Source organism: Cupriavidus sp. GW823-FHT07A04 (assembly GCF_058794615.1).
In genome coordinates this window covers 173,437-192,496 of the sequence record NZ_JBXAHA010000009.1, presented here as the reverse complement: position 1 = coordinate 192,496, position 19,060 = coordinate 173,437, and the positions used below count along the sequence as shown (strand labels likewise).

Below are 19,060 nucleotides of genomic sequence, written 5' to 3'. Positions count from 1 at the left end.
GCATATCCGGCATTGGGCCAGGCGGGGACCTGGAATGTGCACTGGAAATTCGTGTCTAACTACACGAACGCGTCAGGAATTGGCGATGGGCACATGTATCAAAATCCTCACAATCGTTGCGGCCATGACGCTGGCCGGGTGCGCGGCAGTGCCTGCATATGACGGCTATGGCTACGGCTATCCGCCCGAAGGCACTTATCCTTACGGCGCTTACTATCCCGCTTACCCCTATGGCCCCTACTATGACTACGGCTGGTGGCCCGGGTTTTATGGGGGTGGTGCCGTGTTCTTCCATGGTGGTGGCCACGGCGGTGATGGTCACCATGGTCATGGCGGCCACGGCGAGGGGCATGGGGAGGGTCATGGCGGTGGTCATGGCGGCGGTGGTCATAACGGTGGCGGCCATGGCCGGTGAGCGTTGGAGCAGGCCCGATCGGAGTCCGTCATGCCGGTTCTCCCCCTCCTTGTCGCTGCCCTGCTGATCGTCGGGGTGTACGCGTTCGCGATCCGGGCCATCTTTCATCGCGAACCCAAGGTGCGGGGAAGACCTGTCCGGCATTGCCGGCGGCACTACCGGCGCACCTGACGGCGAGCGAAACCCGCATCCGGCTTGGCTGCCTCCCGCGCACCCAAGCCCTTATTCGTTCTGATCGTTGGCGATATGCCTGCTAATCTTGCCTTGTGCAGAACCTGTGCGGAAGAATGAAGAGGAGGGCAACATGGCAGCGGTCCGCGAATCCCTGATTCACGAACTCCACCCGACGCAACTGACGGTGGGCATGATCGAAGTGCAGGACAAGAAGAAACACCTGGCCTCGCTAAAGCCTGCGGAGCAGCGCGAGTTCCTGCAGGCCCATCCGATCCCGGCGGTAAACGGGCCGGGCGGCAAGCTTTACATCACCGATCACCATCATCTCGGGCGGGCTGCCCTGGAGGCCGGCGTCACCAGTGGATTTTTCACCGTGGAAGCCGATCTGTCGGCTTGCGCGCAGGACGATTTCTGGGTGCAGATGGATAAGAGCCTATGGGTTCATCCCCTGGACGAACACGGCGTGCGGCACTGCTACGCTGCGGTTCCCCATCACCTGGAGAAACTGGTCGACGATCCATATCGGTCGCTGGCCGGGTATGTCCGGGACGCTGGTGGCTACACCAAGACGCCTACCGCCTTTGCGGAGTTCGTGTGGGCGGACTTCTTTCGCCGCGCCATCGCCGTCGAGGACCTTAGCGCCGACTTTCACGCAGCGGTCCGGCGAGGCATCACGCTGGCAAAAGGCAAGCTGGCTGTCGGCCTGCCCGGATACGCAGCGTAATCAGCACCAGGGTAAGCGGCACCAGAGTCAGCAGCAGGGGCTCGGCAAATGATTGGCCGAGCTGACTCTCCCGGCCTGGCGCGTTGGCCGATACCGGGCAACAAAAAACCCAGAGAGCTTTCGCTGTCTGGGTTTTTCGGCAACGTAGGCAGTTGCTAGCCACTAATTTGGTGGGTGGTACAGGGATTGAACCTGTGACCCCTGCCGTGTGAAGGCAGTGCTCTACCGCTGAGCTAACCACCCCTGCTGCTGCGCTGTTACTGCTGTGCTGCAGAGAAACAAGATTATGTCAGCGCCGTTGTATCTTGTAAAGCCCTTCCTGGAAATTTCTGCAAAAAATCCGTTGGCTACTTTCGGCCGGCAATCTTGCCCCGTCTATGCGGCTTCGCTCGCCGGCGGTGCTTCCTTCCATACGACTTTGCCACCGCTCGCCTTTTCCAGCTGTTTGAGCACCGCCAGGTGGGCGGTGGCTTCATCTTCGCTGGCCATCAGCACGGGCAGGTCGAGGCGGGAGAGGTCGGTGGCGGCCACTGCGTCGCTCTCGGCGCCGCCGCCGTCGAGCATGTCGATCACCAGTGAGTTCTGCCCGCGCGTCATGGCGAGGTAGACCTCGGCCAGCAGCTCGGCATCGAGCAATGCGCCGTGCAGGGTACGGTGGGCGTTGCTGACGCCCAGGCGGTCGCACAGGGCGTCCAGCGAGTTGCGCTTGCCGGGGAACATCTGGCGGGCTTCGCGCAGGGTGTCGATCACATTGCCAGCGTGCTCGCGAAACGGCGGCAGCCCGACAAGCTTGAACTCCATGTCGAGGAAGCCAAGGTCGAAGGGCGCGTTGTGGATGATCAGCTCGGCGTCCTGGACGAAGTCCCGGATCTCGTTGACCACTTCCGCGAACTTGGGCTTGTCGGCCAGGAAGTCTACGGTGATGCCGTGCACCGCGATCGCGCCTTCGTCGATATCGCGTTCCGGGTTGACGTAGAAGTGCAGATGCCTGCCCGTGAGGCGGCGGTTGAGCAGCTCCACGCAGCCGATTTCAATCAGGCGGTCGCCGGTGGCGGCGCTCAGGCCGGTGGTTTCTGTGTCGAGAACGATCTGTCGCATGGCGGGCATTCTAACCGGTGGGGCGGGGGAAGTCGGGCCGGTGTGGGGCGCTATGAGGCGGTATGGGGCCGGCTTTATCCCTTGAGCGAGTCGACGCCACGGTTGGCAAGGGCATCGGCGCGTTCGTTGCCGGGGTGGCCGTTGTGGCCGCGGACCCAGTGCCAGGTGATGTCGTGCTGCTGCGCGAGCTTGTCCATTTCCTGCCAGAGGTCGGCATTCTTTACCGGCTTCTTGTCGGCGGTCTTCCAGCCGCGGGCCTTCCAGCCCGGCAGCCATTCGCCGATGCCTTTCTGCACGTATTGGGAGTCGGTGTAGACCTTGATCCGGCAGCGGCGCTTGAGCGCGCGCAGGGCCTCGATCACGGCCGTCATTTCCATGCGGTTGTTGGTGGTGAGGGCTTCGCCGCCGAACAGCTCTTTCTCGTTGGTGCCGGACACCAGCACGGCGCCCCAGCCGCCGCGCCCGGGGTTGCCTTTGCAGGCGCCGTCCGAATAGATGATGACGTCTTCGATTTCGCTGGGTTCCATTGGGTATTGGGTATTGGCTAAGCTAAGGGTGGCACCGCGATGAGGCGGGGCCAACCGGGGTGATTGGGGGGGCGGCAGCGCTTGGATGGCGCTTAATGCTCGTCGCCGGGGGACTTGCCGTGGGTGCCCGTGGGGGTTGCCACCGGCGCGGCGACTGGCGACAGCGCAGCCTTGGGACTCTTCCAGGCGGGGCCGACCAGGCGGATATTGCGCACGCGCTTGACCGCCGAGATCATATAGACTGAACCGAAGATCGGCCACCAGCGGTCGCCGGCCTTCTCCATGAAGGCGGCGCGCTGCAGCCAGCGCTCGGTGCGGTACGGTGGGCAATAGCAGCCGAACCGGCCGCGGATAATATCGAAACCCAGGAGTTTGAGCCAGTCCTTGATGCGCACGAAGCCGATGGACTGGCTGTCGTTGGGCAGGAAGGGGTCGGCGCCGAGCCGTTTGAGGCCTTGGCGGGCGCCCCACAGGCTCATGGGGTTGAAGCAGGTCACCACCACCCGGCCTTCCGGCATCAGCACGCGGGACACCTCGCGCAGCACCTCGTGCGGGTCTTCCGAAAACTCCAGGATGTGGGGCAGGGTGATCAGATCGATACTTTGCGTCTCGAACGGCAGTTCGTCGAAGCGGCACAGCAACTGACGCGAATCGGCCTGTGCCCGTGGGCCGTGGGGTCCGTTGCCGGGGGCAAGGGCCAGTGCGGAGAACGGCATGCGGTTCTCGCGCAGGGTGTCGATGTGCGGCAGGCCGAGCTGCACCGCGTGGTAGCCGAAGATATCCACCACGATCCGGTCGTACTGCGCCTGCTCCCACTCGAGCATGTATTGCCCGGGAGGCGAGGCAAGCCAGTCTTCCCAATTTATAATCGGACGCTTGGACATAGGAGCACGCATGTTGAAGGTGGAGCCGATTCCCGCATTCCAGGATAACTATATCTGGGCAATCCACGACGGTCACTGCGCCGCCGTGGTCGACCCGGGCGAAGCCGCGCCGGTCGAAGCCTTCCTGGCACGCGAGGGGCTGACGCTGGGCGCTATTGTAATCACCCACCACCATGGCGATCACCAGGGCGGGGTGGCCGGGTTGCTGGCGGCGCATCCCACCGCGCCGGATGGCGCCCCGTTGCCGGTCATTGGCCCGGCCGGCGAGCGCATCGGCGCACGTACCGTGGCGGTGCGCGAGGGCGATACCGTGAACGTGGTGCACCCGTCGCTGCAACTCAAGGTGCTCGACGTGCCGGGCCATACCGCCGGCCATGTCGCGTACGTGGCGGACCTGCCGGGCGCAGGGCCTTCGGTCTTCTGTGGCGATACGCTGTTTGCCAGCGGCTGCGGCCGCTTGTTCGAGGGCTCGCCGGCGCAGATGTTGTCGTCGCTGGACAAGCTGGCGGCGCTGCCCGGCGCCACCCGGGTGTACTGCGCCCACGAGTACACCCGCAGCAATGTGCGGTTCGCCCGCGCGGTGGAGCCGCATAATGCCGAGCTGGCAGCCTGGGAGGCACGGGTGGATGCGTTGCGCGCGGTCGGCACACCGACCGTGCCGACCACAATCGGGCAGGAGCGCGAGGTCAATCCCTTCCTGCGCTCGCGTGTGCCCGCGGTGCGCGAGGCGGTGGCGGCCCACGCCGGCGGGGTGGCCGGCAATGACGCAGCGGCCTTTGGCGCGCTGCGTGGCTGGAAAGATAATTTCCGCTGATTTGCGCTGATCCCCGCTTGCCGTTACGTCCTTCCGTGCGCCCGCAAGCCTTGGGCGCGCTTGGCCGGGGCGGCGTTTTTCACGTACCCGATACGTCCCAGCCGGCCTCGGCCCAGTGCCGCGGCAGGGAGAATTTCATTGACGCGAAAGCCGCTTTTTCTTAGCATCAGGCAAATTTTTAGCGTCACGATTTGAGAACTTAATGAAAATTGGTCGATTACTGGCGGTAGTTGCGTGTGCCGCGCTGCTTGCAGCGTGTGCCAGCACGCCCACTCCGCCCGAGGGCGCCGATGGCGCCACAGCGACCGCCTCCGCTTCCAGGCCCGCGATTTCCAAGCCTGATCCGCTCAACTCGATCAACAGCGCAGGTGTCATCAACGTGGACCGCGACAGCCTGGACTGGTTGCGCGGGCCGTCGAGCGACATCTGGGACCGCATCCGCCGCGGCTTCGGCATGCCGGACCTGGAAGGCACGCTGGTTGACGATCGCACGCAGTGGTACGCGCAGCGCCCGGAATACATGGAACGGATGGTGGGGCGCTCAAGCCGCTACCTCTATCACATTGTCGAGGAGTTGGAGCGCCGCAAAATGCCCACGGAGCTGGCGCTGCTGCCGTTCGTGGAGAGCGCGTTCAACCCGCAGGCCGAGTCCACCGCCAAGGCGGCCGGCATGTGGCAGTTCATTCCCAGCACCGGCAAGAGCTATAACCTGAAGCAGAACATGTTCCGCGACGAGCGGCGGGATGTGCTGGCCTCGACCGACGCGGCGCTGGACTACCTGCAGCGGCTGTACGACATGTTCGGCGACTGGCAACTGGCGCTGGCGGCATATAACTGGGGCGAGGGCGCGGTGTCGCGCGCCATCGCGCGCAACCAGGCGCGCGGGCTGCCGACCGACTACGCCAGCTTGAACATGCCCAACGAGACGCGCTATTACGTGCCGAAGTTGCAGGCGGTCAAGAACATCATTGCCAATCCCCAGATGTATGGGGTGAAGCTGCCGGATATTCCGGACCACCCGTACTTTGTCACGGTGACCACCTCACGCGACATCGACGTCAAGCTGGCGGCCAAGCTCGCCAACCTGCCGCTCGACGAGTTCAAGGCGCTCAATCCGTCCTTCAACCGGCCGGTAATCCTGGGCGCGGCAAATCCGCAGATCCTGCTGCCCTTCGATAACGCCGAGCGCTTCCAGTACAACCTGAACACCTACCGTGGCGGCCTGTCGAGCTGGACGGCCGTGACGGTGGATAACCGCGAGCGCATCGAGGCACTGGCGGCACGGCTGAATATCGATGCGGACACGATTCGCGAGATCAACCGCATTCCCAAAGGCATGCGGCTGAAGGCCGGCTCCACGGTGGTGGTGCCGCGCTCCGAGGATCACAACCAGGACATCAGCGCCACGCTGGCTGAAAGCGCCACGATGGCCATGGAGCCAGACGTGCCGGACGCACGCCGCGTGGTGGTGCGGGCCGGGCGGCGCGATACGGTGGCAACGCTTGCGCATCGCTATGGCGTGTCGGCTGGCCAGGTGCAGTCCTGGAACAAGCTCTCCGGCACCAAGCTGGTGGCGGGGCAGAGCCTGGTGCTGATGGTGCCGGCGCGCTCCCGCTTCGTCAGCGCGCCCGAGCCGGCTCCCACCGCTACCGCGCTGGTCCCGGTGCGGGCCGAGCCGGCGCGGGGAACGGCCAAGGGGCGCGCCGCGCCGCGCCAGCGCGTGACGGTCGAGGCCGCGCCGCGCAAGGGCGCCGCGGCCACGGCAAGGTCATCGGCCAAGCCTGCGCCGACCGTTTCGGCAGCCAAGGCCAGCGCCAAGCCGGCCAGTGCCAAGGCGGCCAGCAAATCAGCGGCGGGGCCGGCGAAGACCAAGGCGCACGCGCGCTAAAGCGGTAGTGGGTTTGAGCCAGATCAAGGGCGTGCCAATGGCACGCCCTTTTGCCTGGTGCGGCGCATTGTGGGTAAGCCTTGCGTAAGGCGGCATGCGCAGACTGCGGGAACCAGTGGCTCGGTTCGGCCACGGCATGCCAGGCGCCATGCCGCCCCGGTGGTGGCAAACTAGCGACAGCAAATCAATAAACCAACAAACAACCCCACAAACAAACCAATAACCCGCATCCAAGCGGAGGAGACAAGCCATGACGGCTACCCGTGCCTTGCACGCCCGCTCGCTGAGCGACCCCGAAGGCTTCTGGGCTGAACAGGCTCGCCGCATCGACTGGGAAACCCCGTTCGACACCGTGCTGGACGACAGCTGCCCGCCATTCACCCGGTGGTTCGTCGGTGGCCGCACCAATCTTTGCCATAACGCCGTCGATCGTCATCTGGCCGAGCGCGCGGACCAGGCCGCGCTGATCTACGTATCGACTGAAACCGGCCTGCACCGCACCTACAGCTATGCCGAATTGCACGACGAGGTCAACCGCATGGCCGCAATCCTGCAGCAGCTGGGTGTGGTAAAGGGCGACCGCGTGCTGATCTACATGCCGATGATTCCCGAGGCCGCGTTTGCCATGCTGGCCTGCGCGCGCATTGGCGCCATTCATTCCGTCGTGTTCGGCGGCTTTGCCTCGGTGAGCCTGGCCGCGCGCATCGACGATGCGCAGCCGCGCGTGATCGTCAGTGCGGATGCCGGCTCGCGCGCCGGCAAGGTAGTGCCCTACAAGCCGTTGCTGGACGAGGCGGTGAAACTGGCCACGCACAAGCCGGAGCGCGTGCTGCTGGTGGATCGCCAGCTTTCCCCGATGGCGCTCACGCCTGGCCGCGATGAAGACTATGGCGCCTGGCGCGAGCGCGTTGGCACGGCGCGCGTGCCGTGCGTATGGCTCGAATCGAGCGAGCCGTCCTACGTGCTTTACACGTCCGGCACCACCGGCAAGCCCAAGGGCGTGCAGCGCGATACGGGCGGCTACGCGGTCGCGCTGGCGGCCTCGATGGAGTACATCTTCTGTGGCAAGGCTGGCGACACCATGTTCTCCAGTTCCGATATCGGCTGGGTGGTGGGGCACAGCTACATCGTCTACGGGCCGCTGCTGGCGGGCATGGCCACGATCATGTACGAAGGCACGCCGATCCGCCCGGACGGCGGCATCCTGTGGCAACTGGTGGAGCAGTACCGCGTGAACATCATGTTCAGCGCGCCCACCGCCATTCGCGTGCTGAAGAAGCAGGACCCGGCCTGGCTCACGCGCTACGACCTGTCCAGCCTGCGCCTGCTGTTCCTGGCCGGCGAGCCGTTGGATGAGCCCACCGCGAGCTGGATCCAGCAGGGCATCGGCAAGCCGGTGGTGGACAACTACTGGCAGACCGAGACGGGCTGGCCGATCATCGCGATCCAGCGCGGCCTTGACCCGCTGCCGGCCAAGCTCGGCTCTCCGGGCGTGCCGGTGTACGGCTACGACCTGAAGATCGTCGACGAGGCCACCGGGGCCGAATGCCCGCCGGGGCAAAAGGGCGTGGTCGCCATCGACGGGCCGCTGCCGCCGGGCTGCATGACCACGGTATGGGGCGACGACGAACGCTTCGTCAAGACGTATTGGTCCGGCGTGCCGGGACGGCGCTGCTATTCCACGTTCGACTGGGGTGTGCAGGACGAGGATGGTTATATCTTTATCCTCGGGCGTACCGACGATGTGATCAACGTGGCGGGCCACCGTCTTGGCACGCGCGAGATCGAGGAGAGCATTTCGTCGCACCCGGCAGTGGCCGAGGTGGCGGTGGTGGGTGTGCACGATGCGCTCAAGGGCCAGGTGGCGATGGCCTTTGTGATCGTGCGCGATGCGGGCCGTACCGCCACCCAGCCAGACCGGCTGGCGCTGGAGGCCGATGTGATGAAGACGGTGGACCAGCAACTGGGGGCAGTGGCGCGCCCGGCACGCGTGTTCTTCGTCAATGCGCTGCCCAAGACGCGTTCCGGCAAGCTGCTGCGCCGCGCCATGCAAGCGGTGGCGGAAGGGCGTGACCCGGGCGACCTGACCACGATTGAGGATCCCACCGCACTCGCGCAGTTGCACACGGCGATGCAAGGCTGAAGGCAGGGGCGCCCGCCTTCCGACGGGCGCTGCACTGCGCAAAAGATTGTCCTTGCCAGGGGGCCGCATGCCGACTAATATTTTAAGTATCAAATATTTAAGCATGATCTAGATGCGCTCCCCGCGCATCGCATGTGCCGCACGGCTCTCCTGGAACTCAGAATCCCAGGGGCCACGCCGGCACGCAGGAGACGAAAAAATGCGAGTGCTCTGTATCGGCGGTGGCCCCTCGGGCCTGTACTTCGGCTTGCTGATGAAGCTGCGGGACCCTTCCAACGAGGTCTACGTGGTGGAGCGCAACCGGCCCTATGACACCTTTGGCTGGGGCGTGGTGTTCTCCGATGCCACCATGGACAACCTCAAGCAGGCCGATCCGGTCAGCGCGGAGCAGATCAACGCGGCGTTCAACCACTGGGACGATATCGATATCCATATCGGCGGGCGCACCCTGCGCTCCGGCGGGCATGGCTTTATCGGCATCGGCCGCAAGCGCTTGCTCAACATCCTGCAGGCGCGTTGCGAGGCGCTCGGCGTGCACCTGGTGTTCGAGACCGACGTGACGGACGACCAGGAACTGGCGCGGCAATACCAGGCCGACCTCGTGATTGCCGCCGATGGCATCAACAGCCGCGTGCGCGGGCGCTATGCAGAGACCTTTCAGCCCGATATCGATACCCGGCTGTGCCGCTTTGTCTGGCTCGGCACGCGCAAGCTGTTTGACGCCTTCACCTTCGCCTTTGAAAAAACCGAGCACGGCTGGTTCCAGGCCCATGCCTACCGCTTCGACGACAACACGTCGACGTTTATTGTCGAAGCGCCCGAAGATGTGTGGCGTGCCGCCGGCATCGAGCAGATGAGCCAGGAGGAGGGGGTGGCCTATTGCGAACGGCTGTTCGCCCGCTACCTCGATGGCAATGCGCTGATCAGCAACGCCACGCACCTGCGCGGCTCCGCCAACTGGATTCGTTTCCCCCGCGTGATCTGCGGCACCTGGGTGCGCTGGAACACGCTGGCCGATGGCCGCCGCGTGCCGGTGGTGCTGATGGGCGACGCCGCGCATACCGCGCATTTCTCGATCGGCTCCGGCACCAAGCTGGCGCTGGAAGACGCCATCGACCTGGCCAACAATATCCGCGACGCCGGCGCGGGCGGCGCCGACGTGCTGCCGCAGGCGCTGGAGCGCTACCAGGCCACCCGCAGCGTAGAAGTGCTCAAGATCCAGAATGCCGCGCGCAACTCCACCGAGTGGTTCGAAAATGTCGAGCGCTACGCGGGCTTGGCGCCGGAGCAGTTCGCCTATTCGCTGCTGACGCGCTCGCAGCGCATCTCGCACGAGAACCTGCGTGTGCGAGACCCCGGCTACGTCGAGGGTTTCGAGCGCTGGCTGGCGGGGCAGGCGGCTGCCAACGTCGCCAAGGCCACCAGCACCGGGCAGGCGGCCGAGGCTCGCGCCGTGCCGCCGATGTTCACGCCGTACCGCGTGCGCAATGTCACCTTGAAGAACCGCGTGGTGGTGTCGCCGATGGCCATGTACTCCTGCGAGGACGGCGTGCCGGGCGACTTCCACCTGACGCACCTGGGCGCGCGCGCGCTCGGCGGCGCGGGCATGGTGGTGGCGGAAATGACCTGCACCTCGCCGGATGCGCGCATCACCCCGGGCTGCCCGGGCTTGTGGAACGATGAGCAGCGCGATGCCTGGCGCCGCATTGTCGATTTCGTGCATGCCAACAGCGACGCACGTATCGCCATGCAGATCGGCCACGCCGGGCGCAAGGGCTCCACGCAACTCGGCTGGGAGCAGATGGACTATCCGCTCGCCGAAGGCAACTGGCCGGTGCTGTCGGCTTCGCCGCTGCCGTATATGCCGGGCATCTCGCAAGTGCCGCGCGAGATGAGCCGCGCCGATATGGACGCCGTGCGCGACGATTTCGTGGCCAGCGCGCGGCGCGCTGCCCAAGCCGGGTTCGACTGGCTGGAACTGCACTGCGCCCACGGCTACCTGCTCTCCAGCTTCATCTCGCCGCTGACCAATCAGCGCAGCGACGAATACGGCGGCTCGCTGCAAGCGCGGCTGCGCTACCCGCTGGAAGTCTTTGCCGCCGTGCGTGCCGTATGGCCGCAGGAGCGCCCGATGTCCGTGCGGATCTCGGCCCACGACTGGGTCGAAGGCGGGATCACGCCCGACGACGCGATCGAGATTGCGCGCGCCTTCAAGGCCGCGGGCGCCGACATGATCGACTGCTCGTCCGGGCAGGTGAGCCCGGACCAGGCACCGGTGTACGGCCGCATGTACCAGACGCCGTTTGCCGACCGCATCCGCAACGAAGCCGGCATCGCCACCATCGCTGTTGGCGCGATCTTCGAGGCGGATCACGTCGACAGCATCATCGCCGCCGGCCGCGCGGACCTGTGCGCGATTGCCCGTCCGCACCTGGCCGATCCCGCGTGGACCATTCACGAGGCGGCGCGGCTGGGGCATCGCGACCTGGCCTGGCCCAAGCAATACCAGGCCGGCAAGCGCCAGCTCGAGACCAATCTGGAGCGAGCGGCACAACTAGCCCGTCAAGCCCAGCAAGCCCGCCAGCCGGAGGATCACTGAGCATGAATGCGCATCTTTCCCTGCAGGGCCGGCACGCGCTGGTCACGGGCGGCGGGCGCGGCATCGGCGCTGCCATCGCGCGCCGCCTGCTCTCGCACGGCGCTAGCGTAACCCTGCTGGGCCGCGACGCGGCTACGCTGGCGGCCACCGCCGATACGCTGGCCGAGGCGGTCGTGTCGCCCGCCATGCTTTGCACTGTGGCGGCGGATATTTCGCAGGCCGACAGCGTGGCAGCGGCCTTTGCCGACGCCGCCGGCAAGGCCGGGCCCATCGACCTGCTGATCAACAATGCCGGCCAGGCGCGCAGCGCGCCGTTCGGCAAGACCGATCTTGCGCTATGGCAATCCATGCTCGAGGTCAACCTCACCGGCACCTTTCTCTGCACGCAGGCCGCGCTGCCGCACATGCTCGCCAACGGCTGGGGCCGCATCATCAATGTGGCCAGCACGGCCGGGCTGGTTGGCTATGGTTATGTGAGCGCCTATTGCGCGGCCAAGCACGGCGTGATTGGCCTGACCCGCGCGCTGGCGCTGGAAACGGCGAGCAGTGGTGTCACCGTCAATGCGGTCTGCCCCGGCTATACGGAAACCGACATCGTGCGCGACGCGGTCGCCAACATCGTGCGCAAGACCGGCCGTACCGAGGCGCAGGCCCGCGCCGAACTGGCCAAGGGCAATCCGCAGGGGCGGCTGGTGCAGCCCGACGAAGTCGCGGACGCCGTGGCGTGGCTGTGCCAGCCATCGGCCAGCGCGATTACCGGGCAGTCGATCGCCGTGGCCGGCGGCGAAGTCATGGCGGGTTGATCGCCAACGCATGCAAGCCAACCAGAATCAGAACGAACAAGCGAGAAACGAGATGAGTGAGATAGCACTGGACATGCGCCACCACAAGCGCAGCTTCGCCGGCTACCAGCCGCGGCACTTCCTGTGGTCGGTCTCGGCCGACGGCAAGGTCGGCACTGTGACGCTGAACCGCCCCGAGCGCAAGAACCCGCTCACGTTCGATTCCTACGCCGAGCTGCGCGACCTGTTCCGCGGCCTGTGCTACGCCACCGATATCAAGGCGGTGGTCATCACCGGCGCCGGCGGCAACTTCTGCTCCGGCGGCGACGTGCACGAGATCATTGGCCCGCTCACGCGCATGACCATGCCGGAGCTGCTGGAATTCACGCGCATGACCGGCGACCTGATCAAGGCCATGCGGGCTTGCCCGCAGCCCATCGTCAGCGCCGTCGACGGCATCTGCGCTGGCGCCGGCGCGATGATGGCGCTGGCCTCGGACATGCGTCTGGGCACGGCGCAGGCCAAGACCGCTTTCCTGTTCGTGCGGGTCGGGCTGGCCGGCGCCGATATGGGCGCCTGCTCGCTGCTGCCGCGCGTGATCGGGCAGGGCCGTGCGAGCGAGCTGCTTTACACCGGTCGCGCGATGACCGCGGCGGAAGGGCTGCAGTGGGGCTTCTTCAATGCGCTGCATGCGCCGGACGCTGTGCTCGCCGAGGCGCAGGCACTGGCCGCGCAGATTGCGGCTGGCCCGACGTTCGCCCACGGCGTGACCAAGAAGCTGCTGCACCAGGAATGGAATATGGGCCTGGACGAAGCCATCGAGGCCGAGGCCGAGGCGCAGGCCATCTGCATGCAGACCCGGGATTTCCGCCGCGCCTACGACGCGTTCGTGGCCAAGACGCGCCCGGTGTTCGAAGGCGACTGAAAGGAATAGCAAGCCATGTCCGACAAAGGTTATCTCTGCCTGCCGTTCTTCGACGACGCGCACCGTGAACTAGAGCAACGGCTCGATGCGTGGGCCACGGCCTCGCTCAAGGTCGACCACAGCGACACCGATGCCGCCTGCCGAGCGCTGGTGCGCCAGCTCGGCGCGGCCGGCTGGCTGCGCTACTGCGTGCCAGCCGCCTACGGCGGCGCGCTCGACACGCTCGACTCGCGCTCGCTGTGCCTGCTGCGCGAAACGCTGGCCCGCCATGATGGCCTGGCCGACTTCGCCTTCGCCATGCAAGGCCTGGGCAGCGGCGCGATCACGCTGGCCGGCAGCGACGCCATGCGCGAACGCTACCTGCCGCGCGTGGCGCGCGGCGAGGCGATTGCCGCGTTCGCGTTGTCCGAACCCGATGCCGGTTCCGATGTCGCCGCGATGCAATGCCGTGCTGTGCTGGATGGCGATCACTACGTGCTCGATGGCGTCAAGACCTGGATCTCCAACGGCGGCATCGCCGACTTCTATTGCGTCTTTGCCCGCACCGGCGAGGCGCCGGGTGCGCGCGGCATCTCCGCCTTTGTCGTGGATGCGCACACCCCCGGCCTGACCATCGCCGAGCGCATCGACGTGATGGCGCCGCACCCGCTTGCCACGCTGCGTTTCGAGAACTGCCGGGTGCCCGTCACCGCAAGGCTTGGCGAGGCAGGGCAGGGCTTCAAGGTGGCCATGATGACGCTGGACATCTTCCGCGCGTCGGTGGCTGCCGCCTCGCTGGGTTTTGGCCGCGCCGCGCTCGACGAAGCGCTGGCCCGTGCCACCGCGCGGCCGATGTTCGGCGGCATGCTGGCGGACCTGCAACTGACGCAGGCCGCCATCGGCGACATGGCCACCGCCATCGATTCGGCGGCGCTGCTGACCTACCGCGCCGCGTGGCTGCGCGATGTGGCCGGCGTGCGCACCACGCGCGAAGCTGCCATGGCCAAGATGGTCGCCACCGAGAACGCGCAACAGGTGATTGATCGCGCGGTGCAGATGTTCGGTGGCCTTGGCGTCAAGGTCGGCACGCGCGTGGAAAGCCTGTATCGGGAGATCCGTTCCTTGCGGATCTACGAGGGCGCCACCGAAGTGCAGAAGCTGATCATCGCGCGCGAAACGCTGGCGCAGCACCGCGCTTAGCGAGAACGCACCACCCTTACCAGCATCACCAGAATGAAGGAAGCGGAGACAACCATGGCGAGCACAGCCCACCTCGATACCTATGCACTGGACCGCTTGCCGCCCCCGCAGCAGTGGCCGGCGTTCCTGTTCAACGCCGATACCCGGTATCCGGAGCGCATGAACTGCGCGCTCGAACTGGTCGAGCGCCACGTGCGCGAGGGGCGCGGCGAGCGCGTGGCAATCCGCTACGAGCAAGACGGTGCGCACCGTACCGTCAGCTATGCCGAACTGGCTGCGCTATCGAATCGCATTGCCCATGTGCTGACCGGCGACATGAAGCTGGTGCCGGGCAATCGGGTACTGCTGCGCGGCCCAAACAACCTGATGATGGCGGCGTGCTGGCTGGCCGTGGTCAAGGCGGGCCTGATCGCAGTGCCGACCATGCCGCTGCTGCGCGCGAAGGAGCTCAAGCAGGTGATCGACCGTGCGGCAGTCAGCGCCGCGCTGTGCGACGAACGCCTGCGCGAGGAGCTGGAGGCCAATCTCAAGCCAGGCGGCGAGCACCATTGCCCGAGCCTGACCCAGGCGCTGTACTTCAACGGCAGCGGCGCCGGTTCGGTAGAAGCCGCGATGGCGAACAAGCCCGAGCGCTTCGAAGCCTGCGATACCGCGGCCGATGATATCTGCCTGATTGCCTTCACCAGCGGCACTACGGGGCAGCCCAAGGGCACGGTGCATTTCCATCGTGACGTGATCGCGATGTGCGACCTGTTTCCGCGTCACGTCCTCAAGCCCGGCCCGGACGATATCTTCTGCGGCACGCCGCCGCTGGCCTTTACGTTTGGCCTTGGCGGCATCCTGTGCTTCCCGCTGCGGGTCGGGGCTTCCACCGTGCTGGCCGAACGGCTCACGCCCGAAAGCCTGCTGGCGCTGATCCAGGCCTGGCGCGCCACCATCGTGTTCACCGCGCCGACCTTCTATCGGCAGATGGCAGCGCTGGCACCGGGCTACGATCTGTCCAGCCTGCAGAAGAGCGTGTCGGCAGGCGAGGCGCTGCCGGACGCCACGCGCCAGAGCTGGAAGGCGGCCACGGGCATCGAGATGACCGACGGCATCGGCGGCACCGAGATGATGCATATCTTTATTTCCAGCGCGGGCGCGGACGTGCGGCCCGGTGCCATCGGCAAGGTGGTGCCCGGCTATATCGCGCAGATCGTCGACGAGCAGATGCAACCCGTGCCGCATGGCACGGTTGGCAAGCTGGCGGTGCGCGGCCCCACCGGATGCCGCTACCTGGACGACCCGCGCCAGGCCAACTATGTAAAGGACGGCTGGAACCTGCCGGGCGATACCTTCAAGGCGGATGCTGACGGCTATTACTACTACCAGGCACGCTCCGACGACATGATCGTCTCGGCTGGCTACAACATCGCCGGGCCTGAAGTGGAGAGCGCGCTGATGCGCCACGAGGCGGTGGCCGAGTGTGGCGTGGTCGGCATGCCCGACCCCGAGCGCGGCCAGATTGTTGCTGCCTATGTGGTGCTGCGCCCGGGCGTGGCGGCAAGCGACGAGACTTGCGCGGCACTGCAGTCCTACGTCAAGGCCGAGATCGCACCGTACAAGTATCCGCGCAAGGTGATTTTTGTCGATGCGCTGCCGCGCACCGAGACCGGCAAGCTGCAGCGTTTCCGCCTGCGGCAGATGGCCGAGCAGGGCGGGGCACCGGAGGGTGCGAGGCAGCCGTGAACGCGTTCTTCAGCAACAGCGCGCGGGTGCGCTTCAAGGATTGCGATGCTGCCGGCATCGTGTTCTTCCCGCGCTACTTCGAGATGCTCAACGACTTGGTCGAGGACTGGTTCCGCGACGCGCTCGGCTGGTCCTTCGCCGAAATGCATGGCGCAGGGCGGGCCGGCGTGCCGACGGCGGAATTGTCCACCCGCTTTGTCGCGCCCAGTCGCCTGGGCGAATTGTTGACGCGGGAGCTGCGCGTGACGCAGCTGGGTCGCAGCAGCTTTTCGTTGCGGGTGCGCTTTGTCGGGCCGGCAGGGGACGTGCGGGTGGAGATCGCGCAGCGGCTGGTATGCGTGGATACCGCGCAGATGACGTCGCGCGCGCTGCCGCCGGAAGTCCGCTCGGCCATGGAGCGCTTCCTGGCGCCCGATGCCCCGGCGGCCGCACCGATGTACCCGTCCGGGGCGTAGGGCGAAGCCGGCCAAACAAAAAAACAAGATCCCAATCCTAGATCCTGATCACTTCTTACCTTACGGAAAACCGACCATGAAGATTCTCCAGCCACCAGACTGGGCCGCGCCACGCGGCTACTCGAACGGCACCATGACCGAAATGCAGGTGGGCAGCCGCCTGCTCTTCGTCGGCGGACAGATCGGCTGGAACGGCCTGTGCGAGTTCGAGACCGATGACTTCGCCGAGCAGGTTGGCCAGGCGCTGCGCAATATCGTGGCGGTGCTGGCGGCGGGCGGCGCGCGTCCGGAGCACATCGTGCGCATGACCTGGTATGTGAAGGACAAGGTGGAATATGTGGCGGCCTACCGCGCCATCGGCGAGCACTACCGCGCCACCATCGGGCGTCATTTTCCGGCCATGACGGCGGTGGAAGTGGCCGATCTGGTGGAGGCGCGCGCCAAGGTGGAGATCGAGGTGACAGCGGTGGTGCCGGCCGGCGAATGACGCCATCGGCCCGGCATGCCGCCGGGCTGCCGGGCCCGTTGAGGAGGGTGGAGGCGTCCGCAAGTCCTTGATAACTTGAGAAAATGGGTGGCGCGGGGTATAATCCAAAAGTTTCGCTTTCAGAACCCCTCACCCTAGCGCCTACCGAATTCCACCTTCCGCCGCCCCCATTTCGCCCTGGCTCCGCCGCATTGTTTTATGTGGCGTATCGAGCACCGAGCGAACGGCCCCGGCGACAAGCATCGCGCCCAGTCGACGAAATCGACAATCCGCGCGCTGCCTGTCGCCCCGCCGGACAAACGGGGCAAGAGGCGTTGAGCAGGTCGGTCACGGGGTGAATCCAGCAGGAGCCTACCCGTGTTACCGTCTTTTCCGTCCGCCATTCTCGCGCTTGCAGACGGCACGGTCTTTCGTGGCTATTCCATTGGCGCTTCCGGCCATACCATCGGCGAAGTGGTGTTCAACACCGCGCTGACCGGTTACCAGGAAATCCTCACCGACCCCAGCTATTCCCGGCAGATCGTCACGTTGACGTATCCGCATATCGGCAATGTCGGGGTCAATACTGAGGATGTCGAAGCCACGAAAGTCCATGCCGCCGGCCTGATCATCAAGGATCTGCCGCTCCTGGCCTCCAACTTCCGCAAGGAACATTCCCTCGGCCATTACCTGAAGCAGGAAAAGGTGGTGGCGATTGCCGGCATCGATACCCGCAAGCTGACCCGTATCCTGCGCGAGAAGGGTGCGCAGAACGGCTGCATCCTCGCTGGCGAGGACAATGTGCAAAAGGCCATCGACCTGGCGCGTTCCTTCCCCGGCCTGGCCGGCATGGACCTGGCCAAGGTGGTGTCGGTCAAGGAACCGTACGAGTGGAACCAGACCGAATGGGTGCTGGGCCAGGGCTACGGCAAGCTGGAGTCGCCGCGTTTCCACGTGGTGGCCTTTGACTACGGTGTGAAGTTCAACATCCTGCGCATGCTGGCCGCACGCGGCTGCAAGGTGACCGTGCTGCCGGCGCAAGCCAGCGCGGAAGATGCCCTGGCGCTCAACCCGGATGGCGTGTTCCTGTCGAACGGCCCAGGTGATCCCGAGCCCTGCGACTACGCGATCCGTGCCACCCGTGAGTTCATCGCCCGCGGCATCCCGACGTTCGGCATCTGCCTGGGCCACCAGATCATGGCCCTGGCCGCCGGCGCCAAGACGCTGAAGATGAAGTTCGGCCACCATGGCGCGAACCATCCGGTGAAGGACCTCGACGACGGCCGCGTGGTGATCACCTCGCAGAACCACGGTTTTGCGGTGGACGCCGACACCCTGCCCGCCAACGTGCGCGCCACCCACGTGTCGCTGTTCGACGGCTCGCTGCAGGGCTTCGCGCTGACCGACAAGCCGGCATTCTGCTTCCAGGGCCACCCGGAAGCCTCGCCGGGCCCGCACGACGTGGCTTACCTGTTCGACCGCTTCACCAAGATGATGGCGGACGCACGCCAGTAAGCACGTTCAAGCCAAGACGAGACGTTACGTAGACAAGCAGACCGCAGGACGACCCGATGAACGCCTTCATGCATACCGCGCTGGGCATTACCGATTTCTGGACCTTTGTGCTCGGCACGATCTTTATCGTGCTGCTGCCGGGGCCGAACTCGATGTATGTGCTATCCGTTGCGGCGCAACGCGGCGTGCGCGAAGGCTACAAGGGTGCCTGCGGGGTGTTCCTGGGGGACGCCATCCTGATGGTGCTGTCGGCGGCGGGCGTGGCCTCGCTGCTCAAGGCCAGCCCCGCCTTGTTCTACGTGGTGAAGACCATCGGTGCCGCTTATCTGGGCTGGATCGGTTTCCAGATGCTGCGCGGTGCCGTGCGCGCATGGTTGAGCCGTGGCAGCGATGGCGGGACGGCGGCGCAGGTTCAAACGCCTGTGGACCGCGCGGTCAGCCCGTTCCGCAAGGCACTGGTGGTGAGCCTGCTCAACCCCAAGGCCATCCTGTTCTTCATCTCCTTCTTCATCCAGTTCGTCGATCCGCAGTTCGGCTACCCGGCGCTGTCGTTTGTCGCGCTGGGGCTGGTGTGCCAGTTGTGCAGCTTCGCCTACCTGACCGCGATCATCTTCGTGGGCGCCAGGCTGGCCGAAGCATTTCGCCGCCGACGACGCCTGTCGGCGGGCATGGCGAGCGGGGTAGGCGCCATGTTCATCGGCTTCGGCGCCAAGCTGGCGACGGCCACCCTGAACTGAATCGAAT

At 65.8% G+C, this 19,060-nt stretch carries 17 protein-coding genes and 1 tRNA gene; 14 read left to right on the top strand and 4 right to left on the bottom strand.

From position 1 onward, the window contains the following. Nucleotides 1-85: 85 nt before the first annotated feature. The gene (locus AC1Q7Q_RS17425) at nucleotides 86-415 is read left to right on the top strand and encodes a hypothetical protein (RefSeq protein WP_492375978.1); all 330 of its coding nucleotides are present in this window, start codon (nucleotides 86-88) and stop codon (nucleotides 413-415) included. A 304-nt stretch (nucleotides 416-719) separates the two neighbouring features. Further along, a complete protein-coding gene (locus AC1Q7Q_RS17420) occupies nucleotides 720-1,313 on the top strand; it encodes a ParB-like protein (protein WP_492375979.1) in 594 nt (197 codons plus the stop codon). Between the two features lie 168 nt (nucleotides 1,314-1,481). On the opposite strand, the gene AC1Q7Q_RS17415 is transcribed toward AC1Q7Q_RS17420, so the two are convergent. From AC1Q7Q_RS17415 to AC1Q7Q_RS17400, 4 genes are all read right to left on the bottom strand, one after another. Further along, nucleotides 1,482-1,556: transfer RNA gene (locus AC1Q7Q_RS17415), tRNA-Val, on the bottom strand. 132 nt (nucleotides 1,557-1,688) lie between these two features. Beyond that, nucleotides 1,689-2,411 (bottom strand): DNA polymerase III subunit epsilon, encoded by a 723-nt coding sequence (gene dnaQ / locus AC1Q7Q_RS17410; RefSeq protein WP_492375980.1) that lies wholly within the window; start codon nucleotides 2,409-2,411, stop codon nucleotides 1,689-1,691. Between the two features lie 74 nt (nucleotides 2,412-2,485). Continuing rightward, on the bottom strand, nucleotides 2,486-2,923 hold the full coding sequence (gene rnhA, locus AC1Q7Q_RS17405; RefSeq protein ID WP_150983353.1) for a ribonuclease HI: 438 nt from the start codon (nucleotides 2,921-2,923) through the stop codon (nucleotides 2,486-2,488). A gap of 107 nt (nucleotides 2,924-3,030) precedes the next feature. Further along, on the bottom strand, nucleotides 3,031-3,822 hold the full coding sequence (locus AC1Q7Q_RS17400; RefSeq protein ID WP_459371350.1) for a class I SAM-dependent methyltransferase: 792 nt from the start codon (nucleotides 3,820-3,822) through the stop codon (nucleotides 3,031-3,033). A gap of 10 nt (nucleotides 3,823-3,832) precedes the next feature. Between AC1Q7Q_RS17400 and gloB the strand changes: the two genes are divergently transcribed. The 12 genes from gloB (at nucleotide 3,833) to leuE (ending at nucleotide 19,053) form a co-directional block, all read left to right on the top strand. Then, entirely contained in the window at nucleotides 3,833-4,636 is an 804-nt protein-coding gene (gene gloB / locus AC1Q7Q_RS17395) for a hydroxyacylglutathione hydrolase (RefSeq protein ID WP_492373905.1), read from the top strand. Between the two features lie 202 nt (nucleotides 4,637-4,838). Next, the gene (locus AC1Q7Q_RS17390; RefSeq protein WP_492387190.1) at nucleotides 4,839-6,524 is read left to right on the top strand and encodes a transglycosylase SLT domain-containing protein; all 1,686 of its coding nucleotides are present in this window, start codon (nucleotides 4,839-4,841) and stop codon (nucleotides 6,522-6,524) included. Between the two features lie 250 nt (nucleotides 6,525-6,774). Then, nucleotides 6,775-8,667: a propionate--CoA ligase gene (locus AC1Q7Q_RS17385; protein WP_492373903.1), complete on the top strand. Its 1,893-nt coding sequence runs from the start codon at nucleotides 6,775-6,777 to the stop codon at nucleotides 8,665-8,667. 199 nt (nucleotides 8,668-8,866) lie between these two features. Next, on the top strand, nucleotides 8,867-11,266 hold the full coding sequence (locus AC1Q7Q_RS17380; RefSeq protein ID WP_492373902.1) for a bifunctional salicylyl-CoA 5-hydroxylase/oxidoreductase: 2,400 nt from the start codon (nucleotides 8,867-8,869) through the stop codon (nucleotides 11,264-11,266). 2 nt (nucleotides 11,267-11,268) lie between these two features. Further along, the gene (locus tag AC1Q7Q_RS17375; RefSeq protein ID WP_174423353.1) at nucleotides 11,269-12,069 is read left to right on the top strand and encodes an SDR family NAD(P)-dependent oxidoreductase; all 801 of its coding nucleotides are present in this window, start codon (nucleotides 11,269-11,271) and stop codon (nucleotides 12,067-12,069) included. Between the two features lie 52 nt (nucleotides 12,070-12,121). After that, on the top strand, nucleotides 12,122-12,973 hold the full coding sequence (locus tag AC1Q7Q_RS17370) for an enoyl-CoA hydratase family protein (protein WP_492373901.1): 852 nt from the start codon (nucleotides 12,122-12,124) through the stop codon (nucleotides 12,971-12,973). 15 nt (nucleotides 12,974-12,988) lie between these two features. Further along, the gene (locus AC1Q7Q_RS17365) at nucleotides 12,989-14,152 is read left to right on the top strand and encodes an acyl-CoA dehydrogenase family protein (RefSeq protein WP_492373900.1); all 1,164 of its coding nucleotides are present in this window, start codon (nucleotides 12,989-12,991) and stop codon (nucleotides 14,150-14,152) included. Nucleotides 14,153-14,206: 54 nt separating this feature from the next. Then, the gene (locus AC1Q7Q_RS17360) at nucleotides 14,207-15,880 is read left to right on the top strand and encodes an AMP-binding protein (RefSeq protein ID WP_492373899.1); all 1,674 of its coding nucleotides are present in this window, start codon (nucleotides 14,207-14,209) and stop codon (nucleotides 15,878-15,880) included. Next, on the top strand, nucleotides 15,877-16,335 hold the full coding sequence (locus AC1Q7Q_RS17355; protein ID WP_492373898.1) for an acyl-CoA thioesterase: 459 nt from the start codon (nucleotides 15,877-15,879) through the stop codon (nucleotides 16,333-16,335). The genes AC1Q7Q_RS17360 and AC1Q7Q_RS17355 overlap by 4 nt, the downstream gene beginning before the upstream one ends. A 76-nt stretch (nucleotides 16,336-16,411) precedes the next feature. Next, a complete protein-coding gene (locus AC1Q7Q_RS17350; protein WP_459371339.1) occupies nucleotides 16,412-16,822 on the top strand; it encodes a RidA family protein in 411 nt (136 codons plus the stop codon). A 357-nt stretch (nucleotides 16,823-17,179) separates the two neighbouring features. Beyond that, nucleotides 17,180-18,316 (top strand): glutamine-hydrolyzing carbamoyl-phosphate synthase small subunit, encoded by a 1,137-nt coding sequence (carA, locus tag AC1Q7Q_RS17345; protein WP_043347616.1) that lies wholly within the window; start codon nucleotides 17,180-17,182, stop codon nucleotides 18,314-18,316. 56 nt (nucleotides 18,317-18,372) lie between these two features. Beyond that, nucleotides 18,373-19,053 carry a leucine efflux protein LeuE gene (leuE, locus tag AC1Q7Q_RS17340; protein ID WP_492373897.1) on the top strand — a complete coding sequence of 227 codons (681 nt, stop codon included), beginning with the start codon at nucleotides 18,373-18,375 and terminating at the stop codon, nucleotides 19,051-19,053. Nucleotides 19,054-19,060: the final 7 nt, after the last annotated feature.